Below are 24,342 nucleotides of genomic sequence, written 5' to 3' on the forward strand. Positions count from 1 at the left end.
TCCGGGGTGGGGACCGACCGCTCCGGCCCGGCCCGCCCCCGGACACACGCAAGGACCCCCGCCGGACGTACCCGCGGGGGTCCTTCCGGCTCAGAGCCCGCGGCGTTCCCGAGCTCCCCGCCGCAGGCGCCTGATCCACTCCCTGAGGGCTTCGGACGTGGTCACGAGGCCGAACAGCGCGGAGGCCATGGCCGCCACGACGGCCACCCATTCATCCATCACGGCGTGCAGCCTCCTTCGCGCAGATCCACGTGCTGCGTCCGGACGACACCAGGGCCGCGAGGAACAGGCACAGCGACTGATAGCCGACCACGGTCTTGAGCGCGTCGTTGCTGTCCGCGGTGGACGCCAGGAAGATCGCTGCGGCCAGGATGATGAGGTTCATCAGGGAGAGGTTGATCAGCTTGCCGTTCCCGCTCTTGCGCAGCTCCATCAGGGCCTGGACGAGGGCCTGGATCGTGACGCCGATGGAGACCAGGTAGAGCTGGGCCTTGCTCGCCATCTCCAGGAACTCGGGCTGAACGTAGCCCGCCGTCTGCCGGCCGGCAAGGAACTGGATGAGTGTCGGCATCAGCGCGAACAGGACCGAGGAGACGAGCCAGCCCCGGAGCTGCGCGAGCGCCTCCTTCTTGACGCGGTCTTCCAGGGCCGCCTGTGCGGCCACGGCCGCCGGATCGGGTGCGGCCGGAGTCGGGGCGGTCGTTCCCGTGGGGGACGGTGCCGGGGTGACACCTTCGCCCGAAGGGGGAACCGTTGTGGTCATTCGTCGTGCTCCAGAGGGTGGTTCAGCTACCGACAGCGACAGTTCTACCCCAAGTGACCGACAGCGGGGACGAGTTCCCACCGCCACGGCACGGTGCCGCCGCCGGCCCGGCGATCGGTGCCGGCCGGGGAGAGGCGCCGCCGGGGCGGTCCCACGGGGCCGAACGGCGCATTCGGGCTGCTGTGCGAGCGCTCCACCGGGAGCGGGAAGCACCCCCGCGAAGTTCACCAACTGGCGTTCCGGGGTGCTGCGATGGGGTCTAGCGTGGGTATTCGGTGATCAACACCGGGCCCCGGGATCGCTGGGGGCCGGGCCCCACGTACCGAGGACGCCCACATGTCCGGACTCCGCGCCGCCCGCCATGCCCCGTCGAGACACGTCGTCTCCGGTCCCGCCCGGCAGATACGCCCCCAGTTGGTGCGCGCCGCCCTGCTGCCCACGCTCGCCGCCGGGCTCAGCGGCGCCGCCGCGGTGATCTTCACCCTCCAGCTCGGCGGGGGAGCCGGCGACCGCGACGCCCGGCTGTGGCCGGTACTCACCGGCTGCGCCCTCCTCGTGGTCGGCGCACTCGCCGCGGCCCTGCTCGGGGCCCAGCGCGCCGCCAAGGCCGTACGGGACCGGTGCGAGGCGCTGCGCCGCTCCAGCGTGCGCGGCCGGGGCGAGCTGCGCACGGCCGCCGACCGGCTGGAACGGGGCGAGACCCCGCCGCGCCCGGTGCGCGGTGGGCCGAGCTCGCCGCTGCCCGGCGGGGACCCGGCCGGGATGGACGAGTTCTGGCTGCTCTCCCAGGAGCTGCGGGGCGCCCGCGAACAGGCGCACACGACCCTCTTGCGGCTGGCCGGACCGGCCGCCCCGACCGACAGCGACCGCAAGATCGAGGTCTTCGTCAACCTCGCGCGCCGGCTCCAGTCCCTCGTGCACCGCGAGATCTCGCTGCTGGACGAGCTCGAGGACACGGTCGAGGACCCGGACCTGCTCAAGGAGCTCTTCCACGTCGACCACCTCGCCACCCGCATCCGCCGGCACGCCGAGAACCTCGCCGTGCTGGGCGGCGCGGCGTCCCGCCGCCAGTGGACCAGGCCCATCGACCTGAGCGAGGTGCTCCGCTCCTCGGTCGCGGAGGTCGAGCAGTACACCCGGGTCAAGGTCGTGCCCCCGGCGGGCGGCAGCGTACGCGGCCACGCCGTCGCGGACGTGGTGCACCTGCTGGCCGAACTCGTCGAGAACGCCACGGTCTTCTCCGCCCCCGACACCGACGTGGTGCTGCGCGCCGAGCGGGTCACCGCCGGGATCGCCGTCGAGGTGGAGGACCGGGGACTCGGCATGCCGGCCGAGGAGCAGCACCGGATGAACGCCCTGCTCGGCGACCCCGACCAGATCAGCGTCCGGCACCTGCTGGCGGACGGCCGGATCGGCCTGTTCGTGGTGTCGGCGCTGGCCCGCCGGCACGGGATCGCGGTCGAGCTCAAGTCCAACATCTACGGCGGTGTGCTCGCGGTGCTGGTGCTGCCGCAGGAGCTGCTGGGCGCGGAGGCGCCCACCGCGGCCGATGCGGCGGGCGGCTCGCGGGCCACCTCGTGGGGGACCGGGCAGGGGGCGGCGGTGCCCCCGCTGGAGCCGGTACGGATGCCCCTGCCGACGCCCCGGCCGGAAGCTCGGCGGGCTTTCGGGGGCCCGGGGGCCGCAGCCCCGCACGACCCCGGGCCGCACCCCGCACCTGGGCTGCACCCCGCACCTGGGCTGCACCCCGGACCCGGGCTGCACCCCGGACCCGGGCTGCACCCCGGACCCGGGCTGCACCCCGGACCCGCACCTGCACCCGCATCCCCGTCCCACTCCCCGTCCGCCCCCGTCCCCACCCCCGTCCCCGTCCCCGCCCCCGTCTCCGTGCCCGCCCCCGTCTCCGTGGCCGGCACCGGCACGCGGCCCGGGCCCGGAGCGGCGACCCCGTCGGAACCCGCGTCCCGGCCCGTGCCCCGGCCCCGGCCCGAGCCCCGGCCCCAGCCCCGTCCCGCGTCCCTGCCCGCGCCCCGGTCCGGGGCGACGGACGGGCCCGGGGCGGTGACCTGGTCGGCGCCCGCTGCCGATCCCCGGATCGGGCCCGTGCCGGATCCATCGACCGGAGCGGTGGCCTGGTCGGCGCCGGCGCCGGCGCCCTGCCCGGCACCCGCGGCCGAGCCCGCACCGGACCGGCCCGCCACGGGCGACCGGCCGCGGCTGCCCCGGCGCCGCGCCCAGGAGCACCTCGCGCCCCAGCTGCGCGAGGCCCCCGCCCCCCGGCGGGCCGCGGCCCCCGAGCAGCCGGTGCACGACCCGGGCCTGATGGCCGCCTTCCAACGGGGCTTCGGCCTGGCCCAGTCGGAGAACCAGGTATGACCCCGACCCCTCCCCCCATCAGCAAGGAGCGCACCCCCATGGGCGGCGATATGGCGACGAAGACCGGCGGCCGGCTCTCGGACCTCGACTGGCTGCTCAGCGGCCTGGTGCAGCGCGTGCCGTACACGCGGAGCGCCGTACTCCTCACCGCCGACGGGCTCGTGACCTGCGTGCACGGGATGGACGCCGACAGCGCCGACCACATGGCCGCCCTCGCCTCCGGGCTGTACTCCCTGGGCCGCAGCGCCGGGGCCCGCTTCGCGGGCGGCGCCGAGGTGCGGCAGGTCGTGGTCGAACTCGACAGCGCGCTCGTCTTCGTCTCCGCGGCCGGATCCGGCACCTGTCTGGCCGTCCTGGCCGACCGGGAGGCGGACGCCGGGGTGCTCGGCTACGAGATGGCGATGCTGGTCAAGAGCGTACGTCCGTACCTCGCGGCCCCGCCGCGGCGGCCCGTCGCCGACACGGAGCGATGAGGGTCCGCGGGACGGGGGCGTGCGCGAAGGCGCGGGACACACCGTGGCTCGACGACTCGGCGGGCCGCGTGATGCGCCCGTACACCGCCAGCGGGGGACGGACCAGGCCGGGCTTCACGCTCGACCTGCTCTCGCTGGTGACGGCGACCGGGGTGCGGCCGCACGTCCCGCTCGGGGCGGAGCACACGCTCGCCTTGCGGCTGTGCGCGGGCGTCCCCACCGTCACCGTCGCCGAGGTGGCCGGGCAGCTGCGGCTGCCCGCCGTCGTGGTGAAGGTGCTGCTGTCCGATCTGATGGAACACGGGGCCGTCGTCGCGCAGGCGCCGCGGTTCCCGGGCGGGAGCTCGTTCGCCGCCGACGACCGGTCCCTGCTCCTGGCGGTGCTCGATGGCCTACGTAAACGACTGTGACGGTCCCGCCCCCGCTCCGGCCCCGACCCCGGCGGCCGGAGCTCCGCCCGCGACCTTGAAGATCTTGGTCGCGGGCGGGTTCGGGGCGGGCAAGACCACCTTCGTGGGCGCCGTGAGCGAGATCGAACCGCTGAGCACGGAGGAACTCCTCAGCGGACTCGGCGCGGGCTTCGACCCGCTGCACGGCGTTCAGGAGAAGACCACGACGACCGTGGCGCTCGACTTCGGCCGGATCACCCTGGACGAGCGCCACGTGCTCTACCTCTTCGGCACCCCGGGACAGCACCGCTTCTGGTTCCTCTGGGAGGAGCTGTGCGCGGGCGCGCTCGGGGCGGTGGTGCTCGCCGACACCCGCCGCCTGGACGACTGCTTCCCCGCCGTGGACTTCTTCGAGCGGCGCGGGATCGGCTTCATCGTCGCCGTCAACGAGTTCGACGGCGGTCACCGCTACGGGCCCGACGAGGTCCGCGAAGCGGTGGGGCTCGGGCCCGAGGTGCCCGTCGTACGGTGCGACGCGCGCCTGGCGAGCTCCGGGACGGGGACGCTGGCCGCCCTCGTCCGGCACCTGCTCTGCATGTCCACGGTCAGCTCTTCGTCTTCGGAGTCGGGGGAACCGCCATGACGTACTACGAATCGAACGGACACCTGCTGCTCACGCCGGTGGACCGGGAGGCACCCGCACGTGCCGTCCGGCTGCGCGAGCTGGGCCTGGGGGAGCGGACGGACGCCGAACTGGACGCCTTCGCGAGGCGCGTGGCCGACGCGCTCGGCGCACCGTACGCGGGGGTCAACTTCATCGGCGAGGAACGGCAGTTCTTCGCCGGGCTGCACCACGCCGCCGAAGCCCCGGCGAGCGGGTACCCGGCGCGCGTGCTGGCCCGCGACCACGGCTACTGCCCGCACGTGGTGGTGCGGCGGCGGGCGCTGGTGCTGGAGGACGTGCGGGACTTCGCGCGTTTCGCGGGCAACGCGGTGGTGGACGAGAGCGGGGTGCGGTCGTACGCGGGCGCGCCGCTGACGGACCGGCGCGGGATCGTCCTGGGCACGGTGTGCGCGGTGGACGTGGTGCCCCGCAAGTGGGGGACGGAGGGGCTCGCCACGGTGAAGGCGCTCGCGGCGGACCTGGTGGCGCTGGTGCACGAGCGGGAGGACCGGCGGGGGTGAGCGGGTCTGTCAGTGGCGGGGGCTACGGTCGTCGGACAAGGGTTCACCGGTGGCTGGAGAGGAGAACCGGGATGGCCACGACCGCACGGGACGTCCGCCTGATCGCGCTGTCGCTTCCGGACAGCAGCGAGAAGCTCGCCTGGGGCATGCCGACCTTCCGGGTGGGCGGGAAGATCTTCGTCTCGCTCGCCGACGACGACACCTCGATCGGGGTGAAGTGCCCCATGGAGGACCGGGCGGAGCTGATCGCGGCGGAGCCGGAGAAGTTCTTCCTGCGCCCGGGCCACGACGACCACTACGCCTGGATCCGGGTCCGACTCGAGGCCGTGCGGAACGAGGCCGAGCTGCGCTCCATCCTCACCGATTCCTGGCTCCAGGCGGCCCCCAAGCGCCTGATCGCCGCGCATCCGGAGCTGACCGCGGACACGGGCTGAGGGCGGTGACACGGCCGCCCGGACCCGGAGACGGAAAGGTGCGCGCAAGCACCCCACGAAGTGCGGTATCGTTCTCCTGCGCGTTCAACCAGGGGAAACCCCAGGTCAGCGCGCATCGGGACGTGGCGCAGCTTGGTAGCGCACTTGACTGGGGGTCAAGGGGTCGCAGGTTCAAATCCTGTCGTCCCGACTCGAAAGAGTCGCAGATCAGGGGCCGTTTCAGAGCAATCTGAAACGGCCCCTTGATCGTTTTTGGGGACCAGTTGGGGACCAATGCGCTCAGTGCGGGTCAGACGGCGGTAACGGCCGTGACTGGCAGCGAACGAGGTGCACGGAGCACCATGAGGTGCGCAGACAGCGCGGCACCAGCTGCCGTGATCTGGCCGGCGTCGGGGTGCAGGTAGCGCTGAGTGGTGGTCAGCGAGCCGTGTCCGGCGATCTTGCGCAGGACATGGAGGGGGACGCCTGCGTCGGCGAACCAGGTCAGCCCGGTGTGGCGCAGATCGTGTCGTCGAAGGTGCTCGAAACCGAGCTCGGTGACGACGTTGTCCCAGTGGGTGGCGTCGCGCAGGACGGCGGTGGAGATGCGTCCGCCGCGGGGGCCGAAGAAGATCCGGGCGTCTGGGCTGTCGCCGGCGGCGAGCAGGCGTTGAGCCACCATTGGCCGTACCTCTTCGATGAGGGGTACCTTGCGGGCGCGCTTTCCCTTGGTGGCCTTGTCGACGAGCCCGCCTCGGGCGGGGGTGGTCTGCCGTCGTACGGTCCAGATCCAGGTGTCGGTGTCGATGTCCTTGACGCGGACTCCGGAGACCTCGCCGATGCGGGCTGCCGTGGACGCGGCGAAAGTGACCACGTCGCCCCAGCCCTGGTACTGGCCGTATGAGCGAGCGACCAGGGCCTTGGCGAGGGTCTGGAGGGTCTCCCAGTCGGGCAAGGCGAGCGCACGCGGGTCGTTCAGCTCGTCCTCGACCTGCTGGTACTGGCGCTGCCAGCCGCTGACTCGCGCGGGGTTGACCTTGATGAGCCCGTCTCGAACGGCCTGCTCCATGACGCGAACGAGGACGGCGATGGTGTTCTTCACGGTGGAGCGGCTGTACTCGTCAGCGATCCACCGGTAGACGGTGCGGTCCACTGCACCGTTGGTGATCATCCGAACCGGTAGATGCCCGAGGGAGGGCACTACGCGCAGACGCCAACCGGCCATATAGGGGTCGAGCGTCTTGAGCTCCAGTCCTCGAAGCGCGAGGTTCATGTTCGCGGTGCCGTAGTCGGCCAATGGCATGGTGGCAAGCGACGGGTTGACGCCGGCCTGAGCGGCCTCGACCAGGGCCGAGATCCACTCCTGGGCCTCGTCCTCGGTCTCCTTGGCTTCGGAGATGGACTTGCGGGACTTTGTCGTGGGGTCCCACCAGCGCACCCGAGCTCGGTAGGGCGAAGGCCGGTTGGGTCGGTATTCGACATCAGCGGTGAGGCGGACGCCAACCGGCACGGCCTCGACGGCTGAAGCAGGTGTCGCTATCGCCATGTCAGGCCGCCTGTTCGGGATCGACACGGCGACTGCGCAGCCAGTGTTCGACGTCAATCGCGCTGTACAGGGTGATGCGATCGGACACATGGACGAACGGCGGCCCTTGCAGGGGGCGTGCAGTGCGCCAGCGACGGAGCGTGGAGGGATCGAGGTTCAAGATGCCCGCGAGTTCGTCGGTCGTTAGCCATTTGCCGGTGACCAGGTCGGGGGAAACGTTTCGTCCGCTCTTCGCGGATTCCTGGGATGACATGGGGTCCTTGCGATGGCGCAGAACGCCGATCGGGCGAGTCGGTGCAAGAGGCAGGTTGGTCACGCTCCCCTGGGTGGAGGAATGGTGGGACGACGACCATAGAGGGAACGTTTGAAAAGTCCAGCGAAAAGCCACTGGATTCGCACACGGAGAACAACTCCCGCGGCGGTGCGGCTGGCTTAGGGGCCATCCGAGGTACCGGTTGCTCTCGAGGGTCTGTGGCTCACTGAGTGATCACTGCGCCCAACCGGACCATTCAGCCCTGAGGTGGAAGGCATCCCGTTCGGGCTGTGGCGTGGTGTTGGCTTCCTGAAAACGGTCTTGGGCGCCGTGGCGCTCCCGTAACAGAGCGGGGTTAGGGATTTCGAGATCGAAGCTGTGCCATCGGACGGCAAATACCTTTCGACTAGGGGGGGGAGGGAGTGGCGCGGTGGAGCTTCGATCATCTATGCGATCCCCGGTTTCCGAAACCGGGGATCTCCAGCTATATTCCACCGTGGATCGGCCGCAAAGTCGGCTAAATTGACCAACCGTCAGTCTTGGGCGGTTGGCTGCAGGCTGATGGGTGACGTGGATCAGTTCCCTGTAGTTCGCTACTTGGGGTGATCGGCACGCATGAGGTCGGGCTCCGGCTGAATGGCCGCCCGGCGGGTCTTCGTCTGCCGCTGGTACAGCAGTTGCACCCATCCTGACCAGCGGGGACGGCCGTCCGTACGACTCGCTGGAGGGGACTGGTCCGGAAATAGTTCGGATCTTGGTTCGCGGGTTCCTGGGGCGGCGGGGCGGGGTGTGCGCCGCACATGAGCGGCGCGAGACCGTCTCCGCCCAAGGGGAGGCGTTCGGTGCACTGGCTGTCGGTCAGGACGCGCCAGGTCGTGTCGGGCGAGCTTGACGGCGGAGACGAGGGGGATCTCGGCCGGCAGGGGGACGGTGCCGGGCGCCGGCCTCATTGGGCGACATGCTTGCGATGTGTGATGCAAGCCATATGGGGTTCCTGTCAGCAATCGGGGTGCTGTTCCGCTCAAGTCACCGAGAGCAAGCGAACCGACAGGAGCATCACATGAAGCACCGCATCGTTGTTCTGGGCGCCGGCTATGCCGGGGCCTACGTGGCCGGGACTCTGGCTCGTCGGCTGTCCCCGGCGGATACCGAGATCACCGTGGTCAACGCCGAGCCGGAGTTCGTCCAGCGGCTGCGGCTGCACCAGCTCGCGGCCGGCCAGGAGATCGAGGCTCCGAAGCTCGCCGATGTCTTCGCGGGCACGGGGATACGGCTGCGCCTGGCCCGTGTCACCGCCGTCGATCCCGAGCGCCAGGTCGTCGCCGTGGCCGACGCCGACGGTGGCGGCGAGCTCGGCTACGACACGCTGCTCTACGCGCTCGGCAGCCACGTCGCCGACCACGGCGTCCCCGGCGTGGCCGAGCACGCCTTCCACGTCACCAGTCGTCCGGCGGCGCTGCGCCTGCGCGAGCGCCTGGACAGCCTGGGCGGGCGGGGCGAGGGCGGTCGTGTGCTGGTCGTCGGCGACGGGTTGACCGGCATCGAGACCGCCACCGAGATCGCCGAGTCCCGGCCCGGCCTGTCGGTGTCCCTGGTCGCCCGCGGCGAGCTGGGCGCCCCGCTCTCCGCCGGGGCACGCAGCCACCTGCGCCAGGCCTGCGACCGGCTGGGCATCACCGTCCTGGAGCACACCAGCGTCGAAGCTGTCGAAGCGACTCGGGTGCTGTGCGCCGACGGGAGCCCCCTGGCGTCTGACGCGACCGTGTGGACGGCCGGGTTCGCGGTCGACCCCATCGCCGCCGCAGCCGGGTTGGAGGTCACCGACGACGGTCGGATCGTCGTCGATCGCACCATGCGGTCGCTCTCGCACCCGAACGTCTACGCCGCCGGCGACAGCGTCTACACCATCGGCGACAACGGCCGGCCGCTGCCGATGTCCTGTGCATCGGCCGGCTTCACCGGCATGCAGGCCATGAAGGCCATCGTGGGATGCCTGACCGGCAGCAAGACGGCGAACGTCAAGCTGAGCTACCCGGGCAACCACATCAGCCTCGGGCGGCGCGACGGGATCCTGCAGATGGTCGACCATGAAGCGCAGGCAAAGCCGAAGTACATGGGCGGCCGGAAGGCCGCGCGGATCAAGGCGGCCATCCTCAAGATGTCGCTGTGGACCACCTCGCACCCGACGTTCGGGCTGCCCATGCGCAAGCGCCGCCTGGCCGCCGCGCCGGATGGGGCCGCCGCAAGGGTGGCCGCATAGCCCGCCTAGGGTAATCCCCGTGGACAGCACTGACATTGACCGCTTCGACACCTGCCGGTTCGAGGCCAGCCGCAGTCGGCTGGCCTCGCTGGCGTACCGGCTGCTGGGATCCGCCGCCGACGCCGAAGACGCCGTACAGGACGCGTTCTTGCACTGGCAGGCCGCCGACCGGCAGCGGATCAGGGTGCCGGAAGCATGGCTGACCAAGGTCGTCACCAACCTGTGCCTCGACCGGCTCCGCTCGGCACAGGCCCGCCGCGAACGCACCGTGGGCGCCTGGCTGCCCGAACCGCTCCTCGACGGCGACCCGATGCTCGGCCCGGCCGACACGTTCGAACAGCGCGAAACCGTCTCCCTCGCCGTGCTCACTCTCATGGAACGCCTGTCACCCTTCGAGAGGGCCGTCTACATCCTGCGCGAGGCGTTCTCCTACGGCCACGCCGAGATCGCCGAGATCCTCGACATCACCGAGTCCGCAAGCCAGCAGCACCTCCACCGGGCCCGGCGCCACATCACCACGGCGCGCCGCAGCGGTGAACTCGACCCGGCAGCCGCCCGCAGGATCGTCGAGGAATTCCTCGCCGCCGCCTCCTCGGGCCGCACCGAACGGCTGGTGGCGCTGCTCACCCACGACGCCTCCGCGATCTCCGACGGCGCCGGCCTGACCAAGAAGCTGCTGCAGTACGACACTCCGGAGCGCATCGCCGCCATCGCGCGGGCCGGCTTCAAGTCCACGCCCGCGAAGCAGCGACTCGCCGGAGGGGTCTCCGAGGTCCACTTCGCGCTCGTCAATGGCGCCCCCGCCCTCCTCTTCGTGCCCGGCGGCAAGGTCGTCGGCGCGGTGACGTTCGACATCACAGACGGCAAGATCGCAACCGTGCGCGGCATCGCCGCCCCTGCCCGCCTCCTCCGCCTCGCCGACGCCTGGCGGCAGCACGAACCGGACGCGCCGCTCATCGCCGAGTGGTGACCGGGCGCCGACCGAGGCCAGGCGCGGCACCCGCGCCGCGTTGAACCGTTTCCGGGTTCCCAGGCCGGTCGGGGTTCAAGCCGGGTACGGATTCCGTGACGCCGTGGCCGGGGCCCCGGCCCCCCTCACCCTGGCTCGCCGCCGGACCCAGGTCATCACGAGGACGAGGGCCGCTGCTGCGCCGTACGCGATGTTGCTCAGCGACGGCTGGAAGTGGAGCGTCGGGGCGAGGACGTAGACGGCGGCGCCTGCGAGGGGGATGCCGAGCCATTCCCAGCGTCCGTCCAGGGCGACGAGTGCGATGAGGAGCAGCGCGTACCAGGAGTAGCCGGGGGTGAGGAGGACGAAGGACCAGCCGGTGACCAGGAGGGCGCCGCTCCAGGGGCGTCGCGGGTCTCCGCGCCACATCACGTACAGGGACACTGCCGCGACGATGACGAGCAGTACGGGGAAGGCCCAGGTGTCCGGCAGGACCAGGCGCAGGAGCGAGTAGCGGGATCCGGCCGAGGCGTCGTCGTAGCCCTCCTCCTCGACGTAGCCGCCGAGGTAGCCGAAGACCGAGCCGTGCGAGAGGAGGACGTACGGGAGGTAGGTGAGTACGACGAAGGCGGTGGCGGGCAGGAGGACGGCGGCCGCGTCGCGGACGCGGCGGATCCCTGACAGGGCGCCGGGGAGGACGACGGCAGGCATGAGCTTCGTGGCGATGGCGGCGCCGATCAGCACTCCGCCTGCTGCCCGCCGGGTCAGGTTCCGGGAGGCGACGAGGCCGAGTCCGGTGACCGCGAGGAGTACGCCCAGGACGTCGGCGTGGGCGTTGTTGACGGCCTCGATTGGGACGGCAGGGCACCAGGCCCAGTACGCGGCTTTGCGGAGGTCGTCGCCGCGCCGTCGCAGGATCAGGAGGAGCGCGCCGGTGACGCCGAGGGAGATCAGGGCGGCGCCGATCTGGAGCGGCTTGTGGCGGGAGTCGGCGGGGGAGAGGCGGTCGACGGCGATGAAGTACGCCTCGGCGACGGGCGGATAGATGGTGTGGACGGCGGGCCTGTTGAGGCGGGTGCAGTGGGGTGTGCTGCCGGTGTGGGGGATCGGGGCGAGGTCGGGGCCCGTGCAGGCGGCGCCGGTGGGGAAGAGCCAGGGGTCGCGGAGCCGGGCGAGCGCCGGGTCCTGCGGGGCGTGGTCGTACGGGGAGAGGCCGGCGGACTGGACGCGGCCGTCCCAGGCGTAGCGGTAGGAGTCGGTGCTGGTCCGCGGCGGCCCCATCAGCCCGGTCAGCGTGACGGCGACGGCCCCCGCGGCGATCAGCCACGCGGCGTGGCGGGCCGGGACCCGGCGCAGCGCCAGCAGCGCGACGGTGAAGAGCACCCAGCAGGCCGCGTACCACCAGAACAGGCCGACGGGGTCGCTGAAGTAGCCCCCGTACACGACGGTGCGGGCGAGGAGCGTCGTGAGTGCGGCAAGGGCGAGGGCGGTGGTCACCAGCGCGGTGCGAGGAGTGAGGGCGGTAAGGGCTTTCACCTGCGGAATCGTTCCAGGGATCGGCTCTCCCGTGGGCCGTGCCATCTCGGATGTCCGTGTTTCGTAAGGTGTTCCGCCAGCCTGCTCGGGCCTCGTCGGGGGTGTGATGGGGGCATGCGTTTCACCCTGCCCTCCGGACCGCCCGTCACCTTCAAGGCGCGCCTGCACGATGCCCGTACCGCGACCGCCATCGGCCGCTGGCTCGGCCTGGCCATGGCCGTCTGCTTCGCGACCGGTGTGCTGAGCCACTACCTCCAGCACCCGCCCGGATGGCTGGCCGATTCGCTGCCGAGCCGCCCGTACTGGGGTTACCGGCTCACCCAGGGTCTGCACGTGGCGTCCGGCATCGCGGCGATCCCGTTGCTGCTGGCGAAGCTGTGGGCGGTCTATCCGCGGCTGTTCGCCTGGCCTCCGGTGCGATCGGTCCTTCATACGCTGGAGCGGATCTCGGTGGCGATCCTGGTCGCGGCCGGACTGTTCGAGCTGTTCACCGGGCTGCTGAACACCTTCCAGTGGTACCCGTGGCCCTTCAACTTCGTTCCCGTGCACTACGCGGTCGCCTGGCTCCTGCTGGGATCGCTCCTGCTGCACGTCGCCGTGCAATGGCCGAAGATCCGCGACCACTTCACGCTCCGTTCCCCCGGAACCCTGACCCTGCCCGAGGCCGACGGGCCCGACCGCCGGCAGTTCCTCCTCGGCGTCACAGCCGCGGTCGGAGCAGTCACGCTCACCACGGTCGGACAGTCCGTCACCGCACTCGGCCCGCTGGAACTGTTCGGCCCGCGCAGCCCCGCCCACGGGGCCCAAGGGCTCCCCGTGAACCGAACGGCTGCTGCCGCGCGCGTCTCCGAGGCCTCCTTGGCCGACTGGCGGCTGACCGTGGACGGGCCGCGTCCTTACAGCCTCACGTTGGAGGAGTTGCGCGCCCTGCCGCAGCATGACGTCACCCTGCCCATCGCCTGCGTCGAGGGCTGGAGCAAGTCCGCGCACTGGACAGGGGTACGCGTAAGGGACCTGCTGGAGCGGGCGGGTGCCGGCCCGGACGCACGGGCCCGGGTGGTTTCCCTCGAAGCGGCGGGCGCCTACCGGGTGATGGAGATGGGACGCCTCTACGCGCAGGACCCGCTCACGCTGCTCGCGCTTCGGCTGAACGGTGAGGTGCTGTCCCTGGACCATGGCTACCCGGCGCGGATCATCGCCCCGAACCGGCCCGGTGTCCTGCAGACCAAGTGGGTCGGCCGACTGGAGGTGGCGTGATGAACTTTCGATACGTGATGGGCGGATCGGGGCTGGTGTGCGCGGCCTGGGGCGGGTGGCTGTTCCTCCAGCAGCCCGAGCCGTGGCGGATCGCCGCCTGGCTCGGGGGAGCGGTCGTGGTGCACGACGGGTTCGTCGCGCCCGTCGTGATGGCGATCGCCGCCCTCGTCGCGGTGGCGGGCCTGCGCCTGCACGGGGTAATGCGCGGAGCCCTGATCGTCGCGGGCTCCCTGACCGTGATCGCCCTTCCTCCGCTGCTGCGTCCGGCGGGCGTGGCCAACCCCACCGTCCTGCCGCTCGACTACCTGCGCAACTGGCTGCTCGCCCTGGCCGCCATCGCGCTGTTCACCCTCGCGTACGTCGGCGTGCGTGCCGTGGCGCGCCGTGTGGACCGGGAGAGCCGTCGGGCCTGATCGGAGCGGTGCCGCGGAAAGCCGCCGGGTACGCGCATTGTTCTTGAATGGTCGTTCATGTATTTTCTTCTCATGCCCAGACCGCGAGAGTTCGAGCCCGACGCCGTTCTGAACGTGGCCATGCTGCGGTTCTGGGAGCGCGGGTACCGGGCGGTGTCCGTCGAGGATCTGGTGAAGGCGACCGGAGTTAAGCCCGGCAGCCTCTACAGCGCCTTCCCGGGCGGCAAGCGCGCGCTGTTCCTGAAGTCGCTGGAGCGGTACTCGCGGCTGGTGGTCCCCGAGAAGCTGGGCGAGCTGGAGGCCCCGGGCGCCTCGGTGGGCGAGATCCGCGGGTACTTCGACGGGTTGGTGCGTGATCTGCTCAGCCCCGAGGGCCGGCAGGGCTGCCTGCTCGTGAACACGGCGATCGAGAACGCGGCCGAGGATGACGAGGCGGCGGCCGTCGTCCGTGGCCACCTGGCCCGGCTGGAGCAGTGCATGACCCACGCACTGGAGAACGCGGCCCGCAGGGGGCAGGTCCGAGCCTCCCTGGACTGCGTCGGCAGCGCCAAGCTGCTGGTCGCCACCTGTCAGGGGCTGATGGTCGTCGGGAAGGCCAACCCGGACGAGGCGCTCCTGCGTGCGATCGTCGACAACGTCTTCGCCGCTCTCGCCTGACGGCGAGGCGTACGGGCCACCGCTCGCGGTGGCCCTTTTCTTCGCACCAATAGTTGAATGAGTGCTCAAGAATGGAGTCGGTACATGAAGGCCATCGTCATCTCCGCCCACGGCGGCCCCGAGGTCCTCACCCTCACCGAACTGCCCGACCCCGTGCCCGCCGACGGCGAAGTGCTGATCCGGGTCAAGGCGTTCGGCCTCAACCACGCCGAGGCCTACATGCGCAGCGGCACCTGGGGAAAGGTCGCCGCCGTCCCCGGGATCGAGTGCGCCGGACTGGTAGAGGACGATCCGTCCGGCGAACTCCCCGTCGGGACCCGGGTGGTGGCGATCCTCGGCGGCATGGGGCGGACCCGCAACGGAAGCTACGCGGAGCTGGTGACCGTACCGGCGACCAACGTGGTCGCCGTGCGCTCCTCGCTGGACTGGGCCGACATTGCGGCGGTACCCGAGGTGTACGCGACGGCGTGGAGCGGCCTGTTCGGCAATCTGGACCTGCGGCCGGGCGAAACCGTCGTCGTGAGGGGAGCGACCTCCTCGCTCGGCCAGGCTGCGGTCAACCTGGCGGTCGACCACGGCGCGACCGTCCTCGCCACGACCCGGGACCCGCTGCGGGCGCCCCTGCTGAAGGAGCTCGGGGCTGCCGACGTACTCATCGACGACGGCGCGCTCGCCACCCAGGTCGCGGAGCGGGAGATCGGCGTCGACGCGGTGTTCGACGTCGTCGGCAACAGCGTCCTGCGCGACTCGCTGGCCCTGGTCCGGCCGCGCGGCCGGGTCTGCCAGCTCGGCTTCCTGGGAGGATTCGAGCCCGTACGCGACTTCGACCCGATCGCCGACCTTCCCAGTGGAGTCCGGCTCAGCTTCTTCGGCAGCGCCTTCGTCCTGGGCACCCCGGCGTTCCCGCTCACCGACGTACCGCTGGACGAGATCTACGCCAAGGTCCACGCCGGTGTCCTGCGGGCCCGTCCCGCCCGGGTCTTCCGGTTCGGTGAGATCGTCGAAGCCCATCGGGTCATGGAGGCCGGAGAAGCCCTCGGGAAGATGGTCGTCACCGTCGGCTGAACTCCCTCACCTGCGGCGGCCCGCCGAGGCGCCCTGGTCGAGGGTGAGCGCCTCAGGGGGTGGGATCCGCACTGCTGCGGATCCCACCCGGTGGTTCGCCGCTCGGCAACCGGTCAGCGCGTGAGGTGTACGAAGTGCCGGCCCGTCGTTTGCCAGGTGTCGTACGGGGTCCAGCCCGCGGACCTCGCCGCGGCGCACAGGGCGCGGGCGCCGAGCCGGGCCCACCAGAAGGAGGCTCCGCGGCCGCCGGTGCCGTCCTCGACGTACACCTCGACGCGTTCGTCGATGTCGGCGGCGGCGACCTCGACCAGCAGGGAACCACCGGGTGCGGTCAGTTCGGCGGCGCGGTGCAGCAGGGCTCCGGGGTCCCCGCCGATGCCGATGTTGCCGTCGATGAGCAGGACGGTGCCCCAGCTGCCTTCGCGGGGAAGCGGGTCGAACACCGACCGGCACAGGGCGCTGCCGCCCGCCCGCTCGGTACGGGCCACGGCCTCGGGGGTGACGTCGACACCGAGTGCCGTATGGCCGAGCCCGGCGAGGGCGGCGACCAGTCGGCCCGGTCCGCAGCCGATGTCGAGGACGGGCCCGGTGCACCGGGCCAGGACGGTGTCGTCGGCCGCGTCGGGCTCGGCGCACCACCGCTCGACCTCCAGCGGCAGCAGCCAGCCGTCGCGTCGACGCAGGAACAGCGGCCCCTGCCCCGTGCGGAGGGCGACCGCGTACGGATCCGCCTGCCAGGTACGGGTGGCGGGCTCGGCGAGCTGGGCGGTCATCGGGTCACCGCGCGCATGCCGTGGTGCAGGGTGGCGAAGCGCGTCCGCGGGGCTGCGGCCGCGACCTGTTCCGCGTCGGCGGGGGTGTCCACGTCGCACAGCTCGGGCAGGTCCCGTACGGAGAGCCCCGCATCGGTCAGGCGCTGCCGCTGGACCTCGCCGGTGTGTGCCACGGACATGGGGACGCCGAGCAGCAGGGCGGGGTCGGGGTGGGCGAGGCCGAGGGCCCAGAACCCTCCGTCGTCGGCGGGCCCGAACCAGGCGTCCGCCCCGGTGAAGTCGAGCCCGGGCGCGAGCAGGCCGGGAGTGACCTGCGGGGTGTCCATGCCGACCAGCAGGCTCGGTCCTTCGGCCAGCGCGAACGCGGCGGCCAGTCGGACGTCCAGGCCGCCCGTGCACTGCGGGACGACCTCGATGCCGTCCGGGATCCAAGGGCCCGGATGTCCGTCGAGGACCAGGACGCGGCGCCGGGCCGGCGTGGCAAGGACCGCGGCGAGGGTGTCCTGGAGTGCGGCGAGGGCCAGGTCGGCGGCCTGCTGCGGGGTGAACTGCGTGGTCAGTCGGGTTTTCACGCGCCCGGCGACGGGCGCCTTGGCGATGACGAGGAGGGTGCTCATGCGGAGACCCCCTCGGTCGGTGCGGGTCGGGCGCCCGGCGGCTCGGCCAGGACCCTGCGCATGTCCCGTACCGCGCGCCAGGTACCCCGCCAGGTGCCGGTGACCTTGGACTTCCCGGATCGGGGGAGGTACGGGATGTCCGTCTCGGCCACCTTCCAGCCCGCGTCGGCGGCCCGTACGACCATCTGCAGCGGGTAGCCGCTGCGCCGGTCGGTCAGCTCCAGGCCGAGCAGTGCCTCGCGGCGGGCGACCCGCATCGGTCCGAGGTCGTGCAGCCGCAGTCCGGTGCGGCGGCGCAGCATGCGGGCCAGGGCGATGTTTCCGGCACGCGCGTGCGCGGGCCAGGCGCCGCGGCCCTGCGGGCGGCGCCGGCCGAGCAGGAGGTCCGCCTCGCCGCCCGCGACCCGCTCGGCCATGGGGGCGAGCAGCCCGGGGTCCATGGAGGCGTCGCAGTCGCAGAAGCAGACCAGTTCGGCGCGTGCGGCTAGCAGTCCGGCGTGGCAGGCGGCGCCGAAGCCGCGCCGGGTCTCGTTTACGACGGTGGCGCCGAGGGAGCGGGCGATGTCGGCCGAGCCGTCGGTGGAGCCGTTGTCGACGACGATGGCCCGCCACCCGGCCGGCACCCGCGCCAAGACCCAGGGGAGGGCTTCCGCCTCGTCGAGGCACGGCAGTACGAGGTCCGCGCGGGGCGGACGACAAGCAGAAGGAGTCACCCTCCACACCGTAGGAACCGAAGGGCGGAGAAGGGCGCCCGAAGACCTTACGAAACGCGGACGCCGCGTCGCGCGGAGCCAGGCCCAGGTCCGCGCGGCACCGCACGGTGTCACTGTGGAGGCATGGCATCCGGCAGCGAACCCGGCCTCCGGCGAAGCTGCGGGGGCGGGGCAGTCAGGCCCGTACCCCTCCCTCGGGTGCGGGCGTGGGCCTGGCGATCGTCCGGGGCATCGTCGAGGCCCGCTCCGGGCGCGCGGATATCCACAACGTGCCCGGCGGTTGCCGCTTCGAACTGACCCTCCCCGCAACTGCGTAGGCCGTTCCGGTCGGATCACGGAATCGAAATCGGCGACGACCGATGAGTTCCTTCATGATCCAAAGTCAGAGATCATGGTGGGTGTGTGGCAGGCGGGTATGTGCCCCGGCGCGCATCGATCGAATCTGCTGAGAACCGGACAACAGATACTGAGGAACCCAGATGCGCACCTTGATCAGCACCGCCTTCATCTCCCTCGACGGCGTCGTGGAGGGCCCGGGCGGGGAGCCCGGCTACCGCAACTCCGGATGGACCTTCAAGGACGTCGAGTTCCTCCCTGAGGCATTCGAGATCAAGGGGCGGGAGCAGAAGGAAGCCGCCGCGATGCTGCTGGGACGGAGCAGTTACGAGGCGTTCAGCCCGGTGTGGCCCGACATGGCGGACTTCGCCGACTACAAGGTGATGCCGAAGTACGTCGTCTCCACCACCCTCACCGAGGACGACCTGGTGTCGAATTGGGGCGAGACCACGATCCTGCGCTCGCTCGACGAGGTCGCCGCGCTGAAGGACGCCGAGGGCGGTCCGATCATCGTCCACGGCAGCGCAGCGCTGAACCAGGGCCTCTCGGACGCGGGCCTGATCGACCGCTACCACCTGCTCGTCTTCCCGCTCCTGCTCGGAGCCGGTAAGCGTCTGTTCAGCGGCACGGACAAGGACACCCAGAAGCTGAAGCTCGTCGAGCATGAGGCCTACGCCAACGGCCTGCAGAAGATGGTCTTCGACGTCGTCCGCTGAGAAGGTCCTTTGCGCTCAACCCGCAGTGGAACCGGCCGACGACCTCGGCCGGTTCCCGGGCTCAGCCGGTCACACCGGCCGACTCGCGCTGGCCGGCCCGGGCGAACTCGGTCATGCCGTCGACGAAGCCGACCGTCGGACGCCAGCCCAGCTCCTTGCGCAGGCGGGCGGAGTCGGCGGTGATGTGCCGTACGTCGCCGAGGCGGAACTCGCCCGTCACCACCGGGGCGGGTCCGCCGTGCGCCGCGGCCAGCTCGGTGGCCATCTCGCCGACCGTGTGGGGCTCCCCGCTGCCGGTGTTGTACACGGCGAGCGCGCCCGTCTGCCGGGCATCGACCGCCTCGAGTGCCACCGCGTTGGCCGCGGCCACGTCCGTGACGTGGACGAAGTCTCTTCGCTGCGCGCCGTCCTCGTAGACCCGCGGCGCCTGGCCCCGGGCGAGCGAGGAGCGGAAGAAGGAGGCCACCCCGGCGTACGGGGTGTCGCGCGGCATGCCGGGTCCGTACACGTTGTGGTAGCGCAGCGACACCGCCCGGCCCTCCACGCACCGGGCCCAGTTCGCCGCGAGGTGCTCCTGGGCCAGCTTCGTCGTCGCGTACACGTTCCGCGGATCCGTCGGGGCGTCCTCGCCGACGAGGCCCGGCGCGAGTTCGGCTCCGCAGTCAGGGCAGCGGGGTTCGAACCGGCCCGCCGTCAGGTCCTCGGTCCGGCGCGGCCCGGGGCGTACCGTTCCGTGCCGTTCGCACGTGTACCGGCCCTCCCCGTAGACCACCATCGACCCGGCGAGCACGAGATCCCTCACCCCGGCGGCCGCCATCTCGGCCAGCAGCACCGCCGTCCCGAGGTCGTTGCAGCCGACATAGTCGGGGGCGTCGGCGAAGTCCTTGCCGAGGCCGACCATGGCCGCCTGGTGGCACACCGCGTCGACGCCGCGGAGCGCGGCTCTGACCGCGTCGGCGTCCCGTACGTCGGCCCGGATGAACTGGGCGTCGGGAAGCGGCGGCGTGCCGGGGTGGGCGGCGGGCAGCAGGGCGTCGAGGACGACGGGGTCGTGCCCGCGGTCCTTGAGGGCGGTGACGATGTGGGAGCCGATGAACCCGGCCCCTCCGGTGACGAGTACGCGCATGCTCCGGACGCTACGCAGTGCGTAGCCCCCGAGGGGGATCCCACGCGCGCACGTAAGACTTCTGTCATACGGGAGCGGCGGGAACTGCGACGGAGGCGTGACGGCCGGGTGGCCTCGAGCGGGACGTCAGTGGTGGCCGAGGTGGTCGTGGTCCTTCCAGATGCCGTCGCCCGGCATGTCGAGGCGGGCGGTGAGCGGTCGGCGCCACGGGGGAGTGGAGGTGGGTTCGCCCCAGTAGTCGGTGACCCGTACGGCCCGGCCGTCGCGGAGCTCGGCGATGGTGACGTTGCGGTAGAGGCGGCCGTCGCCGTAGTCGCAGGTCCATTCCACGACGATGACGTCGTCGTCGAGGCGCAGCCGTCGTCCCACTTCGAGCGTGAGCTCGGGGAAGTTCCCCTCGACCTCACCGATGAGCTTGCTGCCGCGGACGACCTCGCCCATCTGGGGCCATTGCCGCTCGACCTCCGGGGCGAGCGGCACCCCGAGGAGGTAGGCGAGGCGGGTGCGGCCGTTCGATTCCGGTGTCGGCTCGTTCATGGCCGTCAGTCCTTCCTGTGCGGTGGGCGGCGGACCGGATGCGGCGCGTGTCGGGGTGCGCCGGAGCCGTCGACCACGCTGCTGATGTGGAAACGGACCCGGCGGCCAGTGCCGCCCTCATCGTCGTCGGAGCCATCAGGAGACCACTCCAGGACCGCGGTGCCGGACAGGTGCACGGCGTGCCCCGTGGCGAAATCGGCGAACACCAGTGCCGCGGCGCTGTCGACGGCCAGATTGCCGAGGCTGTTGAACATGTTGTTGCCCGGATAGTCGGGCCACCAGAGGCTGTCGTCCTCGACGCGGACGAAACCGGGCGGCCCACCACGGTGCGAGGCGTCGTTGCCGCGCTCCGGATGGGTGGTGCCCAGGAAGAAGGTGTCGGCCGCACGGATGAGCCGGGCCTGATCGGACGCCAAGGAGGTGGCGTACCGCACCGGGGCGCCGTCCCCGTCCCCGGCGACAGCGGGTCCGGGTTGGAGGTGACGCCGCTGGATGTACTGGGGACAGTTGCCGTACGCCTGATCGACTTGGAGCGTGAGGCCGTCCTCGTCCGCGGTGGTGAGCGTCCCGTTGACCCGGAAGCGACGGCGGGTGGCGAAGTCGATGGCCAGCAGGCCGACCGGCTGACCGGGAGGGAGCGAGTGGAGCGGGTCGGCGGCGGCGGGTGCGGTGCGTACGCGCAGAGTGGATGCCGCGATGACGTCGAGGACGCCGGGCGGTCCGGTCAGCGGTGAGATCCACAGCCGGCCGAAGTCGTCGCGCGCTGTAATCGCGGCGAGTGTGCGTTCGGCGAGGAAGCCGGCCGCCCCGCCACGCAGGTCGGGCGGGCGGAGCATGCCGGAGAGCCGGGCGGCCTCTGCGCGCACGCCGGCCTGCTGCTGTACGGCGAGCTCGCCGGGGTGGAAGACCTCGGCAGGCATTTCGTTCGATCGGTTCATGACCGTCTCCTGATCGTGGCGGGACGGATGGCCGGTGGCACGGCCTGGCGGGTGTCCCGGCCCGCCCTGCCGGGAGGGCGGGCCGGGCTCCGCGTCAGGCGACGTGCGCGTGCGGCGTGACGACGGGCCAGTCGTTCTCCACCTCGGCGAGCACGTTGAAGTAGTTCGTCAGCACGTTCAGCGCGATGTGGCCCACGACCTCACCGATCTCGGCGTCGGTGACGCCCGCGTCCCGCGCCGCCTGCACGGCGCCGTCGTCCACCGCGCCCCTGCCGCGGACGACGGCATCCGACAGGGTCAGCAGGGCGGCGGTGTGCGCATCGGATGCCTCGGCGTGGCGGGCCCGCTCGAGCTCACCGGGGTCGACCTTGGCGATGTGCTCACCGATGTAGGTGTGGGCGGACAGGCAGTACTCGCACCCGTTGTACTCGGCGGTTGTGATCGCGAGCTGCTCCCGCACGCCTGCGGCCAGGGCGCCGCCGGCCAGGGCGCCGGACAGTGCCAGGTAGCCCTTGAGCAGGGCCGGGCTGTTGGCCATCACCTTGGTCATGTTCGGGGTGAGGCCGAGGGACTTCTGCACCTGGGCGAGCAGCGGGGCCGCCGGGCCGGTCGCGGTGGCGGGGTCGATCGGGGTGAGCCTCGACATGTTCATGGCCTTTCTGAGGGGAGACGGCGACACCGACACCATCGTTCTAATGGTTGTGATGCGCTCCTGTCGTTAGAACCGTAAGTGGCTGCCTTCGAGGAAGTCAAATGGTCTGAAGCCTCTTCAACCATTAGTCGCCTGGTAGGCTGGGGCGCGTGGACAGCACAGACCCCGGTACGAGCGCACCGCTGCTCGGCGAACCGCTCCCGATCGAGCTGATGAACACGATCTGGGCCGATCGGGACGGCGTACACGACGCGATCGCCGGCCCCGACGGAGCTGTCGCATGGCTGCGGGCCGTCGGCCCCCGACTGACGCCCTCGGCTCCCGCGGTCGGTGCCTGGCTCGACGCCGAACGGCCCGCCGGAGCGGAAAAGGCCGCTGCCGGGCTGCGCGGCTTGAGGGACGCATTGCGCAGGCTCGCCGCCGAGGCGACCGAGGACCCGAGGCCGGACGCGCAGTCGGCCATCGGCACCCGGGACGCCGCACTCGCGGCACTGAACGAGGCGTGCAGTGCGACGCCGGTGTGGGCGACGCTCCACTGGCCTTCGGACGGCGACCCGATCCGCATCGTGCGCACCAGCGACCTCGCGGGGCAGGCGGTGGTCGCCATGCTGGCCGGACAAGCCGTCGACCTGTTCACCGGCGACATGCGGCCGCAGCTGCGTGCCTGCCTGGCGCCGGGCTGCGTGCTCTACTTCGTGAAGCAGCACCCCCGCCGCGAATGGTGCTCGGCCGGCTGCGGCAACCGTGCCCGCGTCGCACGGCACTACCAGCGCCACCGGGTCACCAAGACCGATCCCGAGTCCTGAGCGGAGGCTCTCCGATGAAGGTCGACGTGCTGACCGAGGCCGTGATCGCCGCCCCCTGCGACAAGGTCGCCGCCTACGCGGCCGACCCCACGCACGCACCCGAGTGGTACGCGAACATCACCTCCGCCGACTGGCGGACCCCGCCACCGGTGGCGATCGGCTCCAAGGTGGCCTTCGTAGCCCGCTTCCTCGGCAGGCGGCTGGCCTACACGTACGAGATCACCGCGCACGAGCCCGGGCGCCGACTGGTGATGCGCATGGACGAAGGCCCTTTCCCCATGGAGACCACCTACACCTGGGAGCCGTACGGGGAAGGCTTGGACCGCACCCGCATGACCCTCCGTAACCGCGGCGAGCCCAGCGGATTCGCCTCCCTCGGCGCCATCGTGATGGCGGCGGCCATGCGCCGCGCCCAGCACAAGGACCTGGCGGCACTCAAGGCGCTGCTGGAGCGGTGACCACGGATCTCACTTGGGCGGCAGCGTGTCCGCGAACGCCACTGCCGTCGTGACCCAGTGGTCCAGCACGGCATCCTCCGCCAGGGCCGGGCCGCTCACCGTCACCCAGCCGCGCATCGGGCGACCGGTGAAGTCCATGGGCCGGGCCTCCGGGCGGGCGAGAGCCTGTTCGGTCCCGTCCGGACCCACACGGGCAATGACCTCGTCGCCGGACACGCCCACGGTCATGTTGCCGTGCAGCAGGAACGCGAGACCGCCGAACATCCGTTTCTCGGTGACGGCGGGCCGCTCACCGAGCCGCTCCCGGATCCGCTGGGCCAGCCCTTCGTCGTACGTCATGCACCCACTGTCCTGTGCGGTACGGGTGCCCGCGCGCCGGGGCACCGCCGCCGATGTGCCAGTGCGGGCGGCACGCACGCGACCATGAGGAAAGGGAGCCGGCGTCACTGGGAAACGTCAGCACGCCCGGCCTGGCCGGTGACGTGCGCCGTGCCCGGTTGCGTCCTCCCCTCGAAGAGGGCGGCTTCCGGCAGCCGGAAGCCCTTTACGCCGCAGGCGTCAGCCGGTTCGGTGTCATCGACCGGACCTGCAGGCGAGAGGGCATCTTCAGCGCGTTTGTGTCCGTGCAGCCGAGGCCCTCGGCGACGTGCTGGGCGATGCTCACCGCGGCCCGCGACAGAGCCGCCGAGTTGCTGCGGCCCGGGTGAGGTATGTCTTGAGCATTGGCACATCGGCGGGCTGTGAGGTCGGCCGGACTTCCTTGGCGCAACCTGTGGGGAGCAGCACCCATGCCTGTGTCCGGGAGACCGCTCCGGTGGCTCCGCCCACGAAATGGGAGGAGGCCGAGGCGTTCTTCCACAGGCGGGAACCGACCAGCCCGAAATCGGCCTTGTCGAAGGAGAGCTCCGTCAGGACTTCATTTCCCCCGGGCGGAGTGGACGCTGATTCCCACCGTGGAGAACAGGTCTTGCCGGGTCTGTTCCTCCATGTTGCGGGCCTGTGCCCAGGTGCGGGCCATGTCGAGGCCTTGGGTACGCACCCGCTCCGCGCGGTCCCGTCACCTTCCGTCGGTGTGTGCTGGTCCTCGGTTGCCTGGAGTACGCCTGATGAGGTCCACGGCGGGGTCCGCAGTGCC

Annotated in this window: 29 protein-coding genes, 1 tRNA gene and 1 pseudogene; 17 read left to right on the plus strand and 14 right to left on the minus strand. The window is 71.6% G+C overall.

Translation table 11 applies throughout. The annotated features are described in order from the left end of the window. Positions 1 to 90 precede the first annotated feature (90 nt). On the minus strand, positions 91 to 222 hold the full coding sequence (locus OG594_RS35625; RefSeq protein ID WP_266606505.1) for a hypothetical protein: 132 nt from the start codon (positions 220 to 222) through the stop codon (positions 91 to 93). Then, a complete protein-coding gene (locus OG594_RS35630) occupies positions 212 to 763 on the minus strand; it encodes a hypothetical protein (RefSeq protein ID WP_266606506.1) in 552 nt (183 codons plus the stop codon). Before OG594_RS35630 ends, OG594_RS35625 begins: the two co-directional genes overlap by 11 nt. Positions 764 to 1,099: 336 nt before the next feature. Between OG594_RS35630 and OG594_RS35635 the strand changes: the two genes are divergently transcribed. The 7 genes from OG594_RS35635 (at position 1,100) to OG594_RS35665 (ending at position 5,810) form a co-directional block, all read left to right on the plus strand. Beyond that, entirely contained in the window at positions 1,100 to 3,139 is a 2,040-nt protein-coding gene (locus OG594_RS35635; protein WP_266606507.1) for a sensor histidine kinase KdpD, read from the plus strand. A 38-nt stretch (positions 3,140 to 3,177) separates the two neighbouring features. Next, entirely contained in the window at positions 3,178 to 3,612 is a 435-nt protein-coding gene (locus OG594_RS35640) for a roadblock/LC7 domain-containing protein (RefSeq protein WP_266606701.1), read from the plus strand. Beyond that, complete coding sequence (locus OG594_RS35645) at positions 3,609 to 4,022, plus strand: DUF742 domain-containing protein (RefSeq protein ID WP_266606508.1); 414 nt, start codon at positions 3,609 to 3,611, stop codon at positions 4,020 to 4,022. Before OG594_RS35640 ends, OG594_RS35645 begins: the two co-directional genes overlap by 4 nt. After that, positions 4,000 to 4,644 (plus strand): ATP/GTP-binding protein, encoded by a 645-nt coding sequence (locus OG594_RS35650; protein ID WP_266606509.1) that lies wholly within the window; start codon positions 4,000 to 4,002, stop codon positions 4,642 to 4,644. The genes OG594_RS35645 and OG594_RS35650 overlap by 23 nt, the downstream gene beginning before the upstream one ends. After that, complete coding sequence (locus tag OG594_RS35655; RefSeq protein ID WP_266606510.1) at positions 4,641 to 5,186, plus strand: GAF domain-containing protein; 546 nt, start codon at positions 4,641 to 4,643, stop codon at positions 5,184 to 5,186. Before OG594_RS35650 ends, OG594_RS35655 begins: the two co-directional genes overlap by 4 nt. A 71-nt stretch (positions 5,187 to 5,257) precedes the next feature. Further along, on the plus strand, positions 5,258 to 5,620 hold the full coding sequence (locus OG594_RS35660) for an MmcQ/YjbR family DNA-binding protein (protein ID WP_266606511.1): 363 nt from the start codon (positions 5,258 to 5,260) through the stop codon (positions 5,618 to 5,620). A gap of 116 nt (positions 5,621 to 5,736) precedes the next feature. Next, positions 5,737 to 5,810 (plus strand) — tRNA-Pro (locus tag OG594_RS35665). 99 nt (positions 5,811 to 5,909) lie between these two features. Here the strand turns inward: OG594_RS35665 and OG594_RS35670 are convergent. Both OG594_RS35670 and OG594_RS35675 read right to left on the minus strand, forming a co-directional pair. Further along, on the minus strand, positions 5,910 to 7,145 hold the full coding sequence (locus OG594_RS35670) for a site-specific integrase (RefSeq protein ID WP_323185392.1): 1,236 nt from the start codon (positions 7,143 to 7,145) through the stop codon (positions 5,910 to 5,912). 1 nt (position 7,146) lies between these two features. Then, positions 7,147 to 7,461, minus strand: a complete 315-nt coding sequence (locus OG594_RS35675) for an AlpA family transcriptional regulator (RefSeq protein ID WP_266353965.1) — start codon at positions 7,459 to 7,461, stop codon at positions 7,147 to 7,149. A gap of 997 nt (positions 7,462 to 8,458) precedes the next feature. On the opposite strand from OG594_RS35675, the gene OG594_RS35680 reads away from it, so the two are divergent. Both OG594_RS35680 and OG594_RS35685 read left to right on the plus strand, forming a co-directional pair. Then, complete coding sequence (locus tag OG594_RS35680) at positions 8,459 to 9,658, plus strand: NAD(P)/FAD-dependent oxidoreductase (RefSeq protein ID WP_266444378.1); 1,200 nt, start codon at positions 8,459 to 8,461, stop codon at positions 9,656 to 9,658. 19 nt (positions 9,659 to 9,677) lie between these two features. After that, positions 9,678 to 10,628 carry a sigma-70 family RNA polymerase sigma factor gene (locus tag OG594_RS35685; RefSeq protein WP_266606513.1) on the plus strand — a complete coding sequence of 317 codons (951 nt, stop codon included), beginning with the start codon at positions 9,678 to 9,680 and terminating at the stop codon, positions 10,626 to 10,628. A 75-nt stretch (positions 10,629 to 10,703) separates the two neighbouring features. Here the strand turns inward: OG594_RS35685 and OG594_RS35690 are convergent, their stop codons facing one another. After that, the gene (locus OG594_RS35690) at positions 10,704 to 12,143 is read right to left on the minus strand and encodes a glycosyltransferase family 87 protein (protein WP_266606514.1); all 1,440 of its coding nucleotides are present in this window, start codon (positions 12,141 to 12,143) and stop codon (positions 10,704 to 10,706) included. A 114-nt stretch (positions 12,144 to 12,257) separates the two neighbouring features. Between OG594_RS35690 and OG594_RS35695 the strand changes: the two genes are divergently transcribed. From OG594_RS35695 to OG594_RS35710, 4 genes are all read left to right on the plus strand, one after another. Further along, positions 12,258 to 13,400: a molybdopterin-dependent oxidoreductase gene (locus tag OG594_RS35695; protein ID WP_266606515.1), complete on the plus strand. Its 1,143-nt coding sequence runs from the start codon at positions 12,258 to 12,260 to the stop codon at positions 13,398 to 13,400. Then, positions 13,400 to 13,813, plus strand: a complete 414-nt coding sequence (locus OG594_RS35700) for a hypothetical protein (RefSeq protein ID WP_266606516.1) — start codon at positions 13,400 to 13,402, stop codon at positions 13,811 to 13,813. The genes OG594_RS35695 and OG594_RS35700 overlap by 1 nt, the downstream gene beginning before the upstream one ends. A gap of 72 nt (positions 13,814 to 13,885) precedes the next feature. Next, positions 13,886 to 14,470 carry a TetR/AcrR family transcriptional regulator gene (locus tag OG594_RS35705; RefSeq protein WP_252310203.1) on the plus strand — a complete coding sequence of 195 codons (585 nt, stop codon included), beginning with the start codon at positions 13,886 to 13,888 and terminating at the stop codon, positions 14,468 to 14,470. A gap of 84 nt (positions 14,471 to 14,554) precedes the next feature. Next, positions 14,555 to 15,535: a zinc-binding dehydrogenase gene (locus OG594_RS35710; protein WP_266606517.1), complete on the plus strand. Its 981-nt coding sequence runs from the start codon at positions 14,555 to 14,557 to the stop codon at positions 15,533 to 15,535. A 113-nt stretch (positions 15,536 to 15,648) separates the two neighbouring features. On the opposite strand, the gene OG594_RS35715 is transcribed toward OG594_RS35710, so the two are convergent. The 3 genes from OG594_RS35715 to OG594_RS35725 are packed head-to-tail and all read right to left on the minus strand — an operon-like array spanning position 15,649 to position 17,638. After that, a complete protein-coding gene (locus OG594_RS35715) occupies positions 15,649 to 16,308 on the minus strand; it encodes a bifunctional 2-polyprenyl-6-hydroxyphenol methylase/3-demethylubiquinol 3-O-methyltransferase UbiG (protein WP_266606518.1) in 660 nt (219 codons plus the stop codon). Continuing rightward, positions 16,305 to 16,925, minus strand: a complete 621-nt coding sequence (locus OG594_RS35720; protein WP_266606519.1) for a DUF2064 domain-containing protein — start codon at positions 16,923 to 16,925, stop codon at positions 16,305 to 16,307. The genes OG594_RS35715 and OG594_RS35720 overlap by 4 nt, the downstream gene beginning before the upstream one ends. Continuing rightward, entirely contained in the window at positions 16,922 to 17,638 is a 717-nt protein-coding gene (locus tag OG594_RS35725) for a glycosyltransferase family 2 protein (protein ID WP_266606520.1), read from the minus strand. The genes OG594_RS35720 and OG594_RS35725 overlap by 4 nt, the downstream gene beginning before the upstream one ends. Before the next feature lie 164 nt (positions 17,639 to 17,802). Between OG594_RS35725 and OG594_RS35730 the strand changes: the two are divergent. Both OG594_RS35730 and OG594_RS35735 read left to right on the plus strand, forming a co-directional pair. After that, positions 17,803 to 17,955 (plus strand): annotated as a pseudogene (locus OG594_RS35730) (ATP-binding protein); the annotation flags it as partial. A 162-nt stretch (positions 17,956 to 18,117) separates the two neighbouring features. Beyond that, positions 18,118 to 18,690, plus strand: a complete 573-nt coding sequence (locus OG594_RS35735) for a dihydrofolate reductase family protein (RefSeq protein WP_266606521.1) — start codon at positions 18,118 to 18,120, stop codon at positions 18,688 to 18,690. Between the two features lie 61 nt (positions 18,691 to 18,751). On the opposite strand, the gene OG594_RS35740 is transcribed toward OG594_RS35735, so the two are convergent. The 4 genes from OG594_RS35740 to OG594_RS35755 all read right to left on the minus strand — a co-directional run bounded on the left by OG594_RS35740 (position 18,752) and on the right by OG594_RS35755 (position 21,943). Next, entirely contained in the window at positions 18,752 to 19,816 is a 1,065-nt protein-coding gene (locus OG594_RS35740; RefSeq protein ID WP_266606522.1) for an NAD(P)-dependent oxidoreductase, read from the minus strand. Positions 19,817 to 19,942: 126 nt separating this feature from the next. Next, positions 19,943 to 20,353, minus strand: coding sequence for a nuclear transport factor 2 family protein (locus OG594_RS35745; protein WP_266606523.1), 411 nt, complete (start codon positions 20,351 to 20,353; stop codon positions 19,943 to 19,945). Between the two features lie 5 nt (positions 20,354 to 20,358). Beyond that, entirely contained in the window at positions 20,359 to 21,291 is a 933-nt protein-coding gene (locus OG594_RS35750; RefSeq protein ID WP_266606524.1) for a pyridoxamine 5'-phosphate oxidase family protein, read from the minus strand. Positions 21,292 to 21,385: 94 nt separating this feature from the next. Further along, entirely contained in the window at positions 21,386 to 21,943 is a 558-nt protein-coding gene (locus tag OG594_RS35755) for a carboxymuconolactone decarboxylase family protein (protein WP_266353972.1), read from the minus strand. Positions 21,944 to 22,092: 149 nt separating this feature from the next. On the opposite strand from OG594_RS35755, the gene OG594_RS35760 reads away from it, so the two are divergent. Together OG594_RS35760 and OG594_RS35765 are read left to right on the plus strand one after the other, a co-directional pair. Then, complete coding sequence (locus OG594_RS35760; protein WP_266606525.1) at positions 22,093 to 22,749, plus strand: ABATE domain-containing protein; 657 nt, start codon at positions 22,093 to 22,095, stop codon at positions 22,747 to 22,749. 14 nt (positions 22,750 to 22,763) lie between these two features. Further along, positions 22,764 to 23,207, plus strand: coding sequence for an SRPBCC family protein (locus tag OG594_RS35765; RefSeq protein WP_266606526.1), 444 nt, complete (start codon positions 22,764 to 22,766; stop codon positions 23,205 to 23,207). Between the two features lie 9 nt (positions 23,208 to 23,216). On the opposite strand, the gene OG594_RS35770 is transcribed toward OG594_RS35765, so the two are convergent. Further along, on the minus strand, positions 23,217 to 23,546 hold the full coding sequence (locus OG594_RS35770) for a TfoX/Sxy family protein (protein ID WP_266606527.1): 330 nt from the start codon (positions 23,544 to 23,546) through the stop codon (positions 23,217 to 23,219). Between the two features lie 577 nt (positions 23,547 to 24,123). Beyond that, positions 24,124 to 24,246: a hypothetical protein gene (locus OG594_RS35775; protein ID WP_266606528.1), complete on the minus strand. Its 123-nt coding sequence runs from the start codon at positions 24,244 to 24,246 to the stop codon at positions 24,124 to 24,126. Positions 24,247 to 24,342: the final 96 nt, after the last annotated feature.

Source organism: Streptomyces sp. NBC_01214 (assembly GCF_026340975.1).
In the GTDB taxonomy this organism is placed as follows: domain Bacteria; phylum Actinomycetota; class Actinomycetes; order Streptomycetales; family Streptomycetaceae; genus Streptomyces.

Bases quoted from the DNA above. Each gene is read 5' to 3' on its own strand.
- OG594_RS35705 (WP_252310203.1), top strand. From the start codon at position 13,886: ATGCCCAGACCGCGAGAGTTCGAGCCCGACGCCGTTCTGAACGTGGCC.
- OG594_RS35735 (WP_266606521.1), top strand. From the start codon at position 18,118: ATGCGCACCTTGATCAGCACCGCCTTCATCTCCCTCGACGGCGTCGTG.
- OG594_RS35720 (WP_266606519.1), bottom strand. From the start codon at position 16,925: ATGAGCACCCTCCTCGTCATCGCCAAGGCGCCCGTCGCCGGGCGCGTG.
- OG594_RS35680 (WP_266444378.1), top strand. From the start codon at position 8,459: ATGAAGCACCGCATCGTTGTTCTGGGCGCCGGCTATGCCGGGGCCTAC.
- OG594_RS35745 (WP_266606523.1), bottom strand. From the start codon at position 20,353: ATGAACGAGCCGACACCGGAATCGAACGGCCGCACCCGCCTCGCCTAC.
- OG594_RS35640 (WP_266606701.1), top strand. From the start codon at position 3,178: ATGGGCGGCGATATGGCGACGAAGACCGGCGGCCGGCTCTCGGACCTC.
- OG594_RS35765 (WP_266606526.1), top strand. From the start codon at position 22,764: ATGAAGGTCGACGTGCTGACCGAGGCCGTGATCGCCGCCCCCTGCGAC.
- OG594_RS35655 (WP_266606510.1), top strand. From the start codon at position 4,641: ATGACGTACTACGAATCGAACGGACACCTGCTGCTCACGCCGGTGGAC.
- OG594_RS35635 (WP_266606507.1), top strand. From the start codon at position 1,100: ATGTCCGGACTCCGCGCCGCCCGCCATGCCCCGTCGAGACACGTCGTC.
- OG594_RS35740 (WP_266606522.1), bottom strand. From the start codon at position 19,816: ATGCGCGTACTCGTCACCGGAGGGGCCGGGTTCATCGGCTCCCACATC.
- OG594_RS35770 (WP_266606527.1), bottom strand. From the start codon at position 23,546: ATGACGTACGACGAAGGGCTGGCCCAGCGGATCCGGGAGCGGCTCGGT.
- OG594_RS35660 (WP_266606511.1), top strand. From the start codon at position 5,258: ATGGCCACGACCGCACGGGACGTCCGCCTGATCGCGCTGTCGCTTCCG.
- OG594_RS35650 (WP_266606509.1), top strand. From the start codon at position 4,000: ATGGCCTACGTAAACGACTGTGACGGTCCCGCCCCCGCTCCGGCCCCG.
- OG594_RS35695 (WP_266606515.1), top strand. From the start codon at position 12,258: ATGCGTTTCACCCTGCCCTCCGGACCGCCCGTCACCTTCAAGGCGCGC.
- OG594_RS35710 (WP_266606517.1), top strand. From the start codon at position 14,555: ATGAAGGCCATCGTCATCTCCGCCCACGGCGGCCCCGAGGTCCTCACC.
- OG594_RS35630 (WP_266606506.1), bottom strand. From the start codon at position 763: ATGACCACAACGGTTCCCCCTTCGGGCGAAGGTGTCACCCCGGCACCG.
- OG594_RS35715 (WP_266606518.1), bottom strand. From the start codon at position 16,308: ATGACCGCCCAGCTCGCCGAGCCCGCCACCCGTACCTGGCAGGCGGAT.
- OG594_RS35645 (WP_266606508.1), top strand. From the start codon at position 3,609: ATGAGGGTCCGCGGGACGGGGGCGTGCGCGAAGGCGCGGGACACACCG.
- OG594_RS35700 (WP_266606516.1), top strand. From the start codon at position 13,400: ATGAACTTTCGATACGTGATGGGCGGATCGGGGCTGGTGTGCGCGGCC.
- OG594_RS35750 (WP_266606524.1), bottom strand. From the start codon at position 21,291: ATGAACCGATCGAACGAAATGCCTGCCGAGGTCTTCCACCCCGGCGAG.
- OG594_RS35755 (WP_266353972.1), bottom strand. From the start codon at position 21,943: ATGAACATGTCGAGGCTCACCCCGATCGACCCCGCCACCGCGACCGGC.
- OG594_RS35670 (WP_323185392.1), bottom strand. From the start codon at position 7,145: ATGGCGATAGCGACACCTGCTTCAGCCGTCGAGGCCGTGCCGGTTGGC.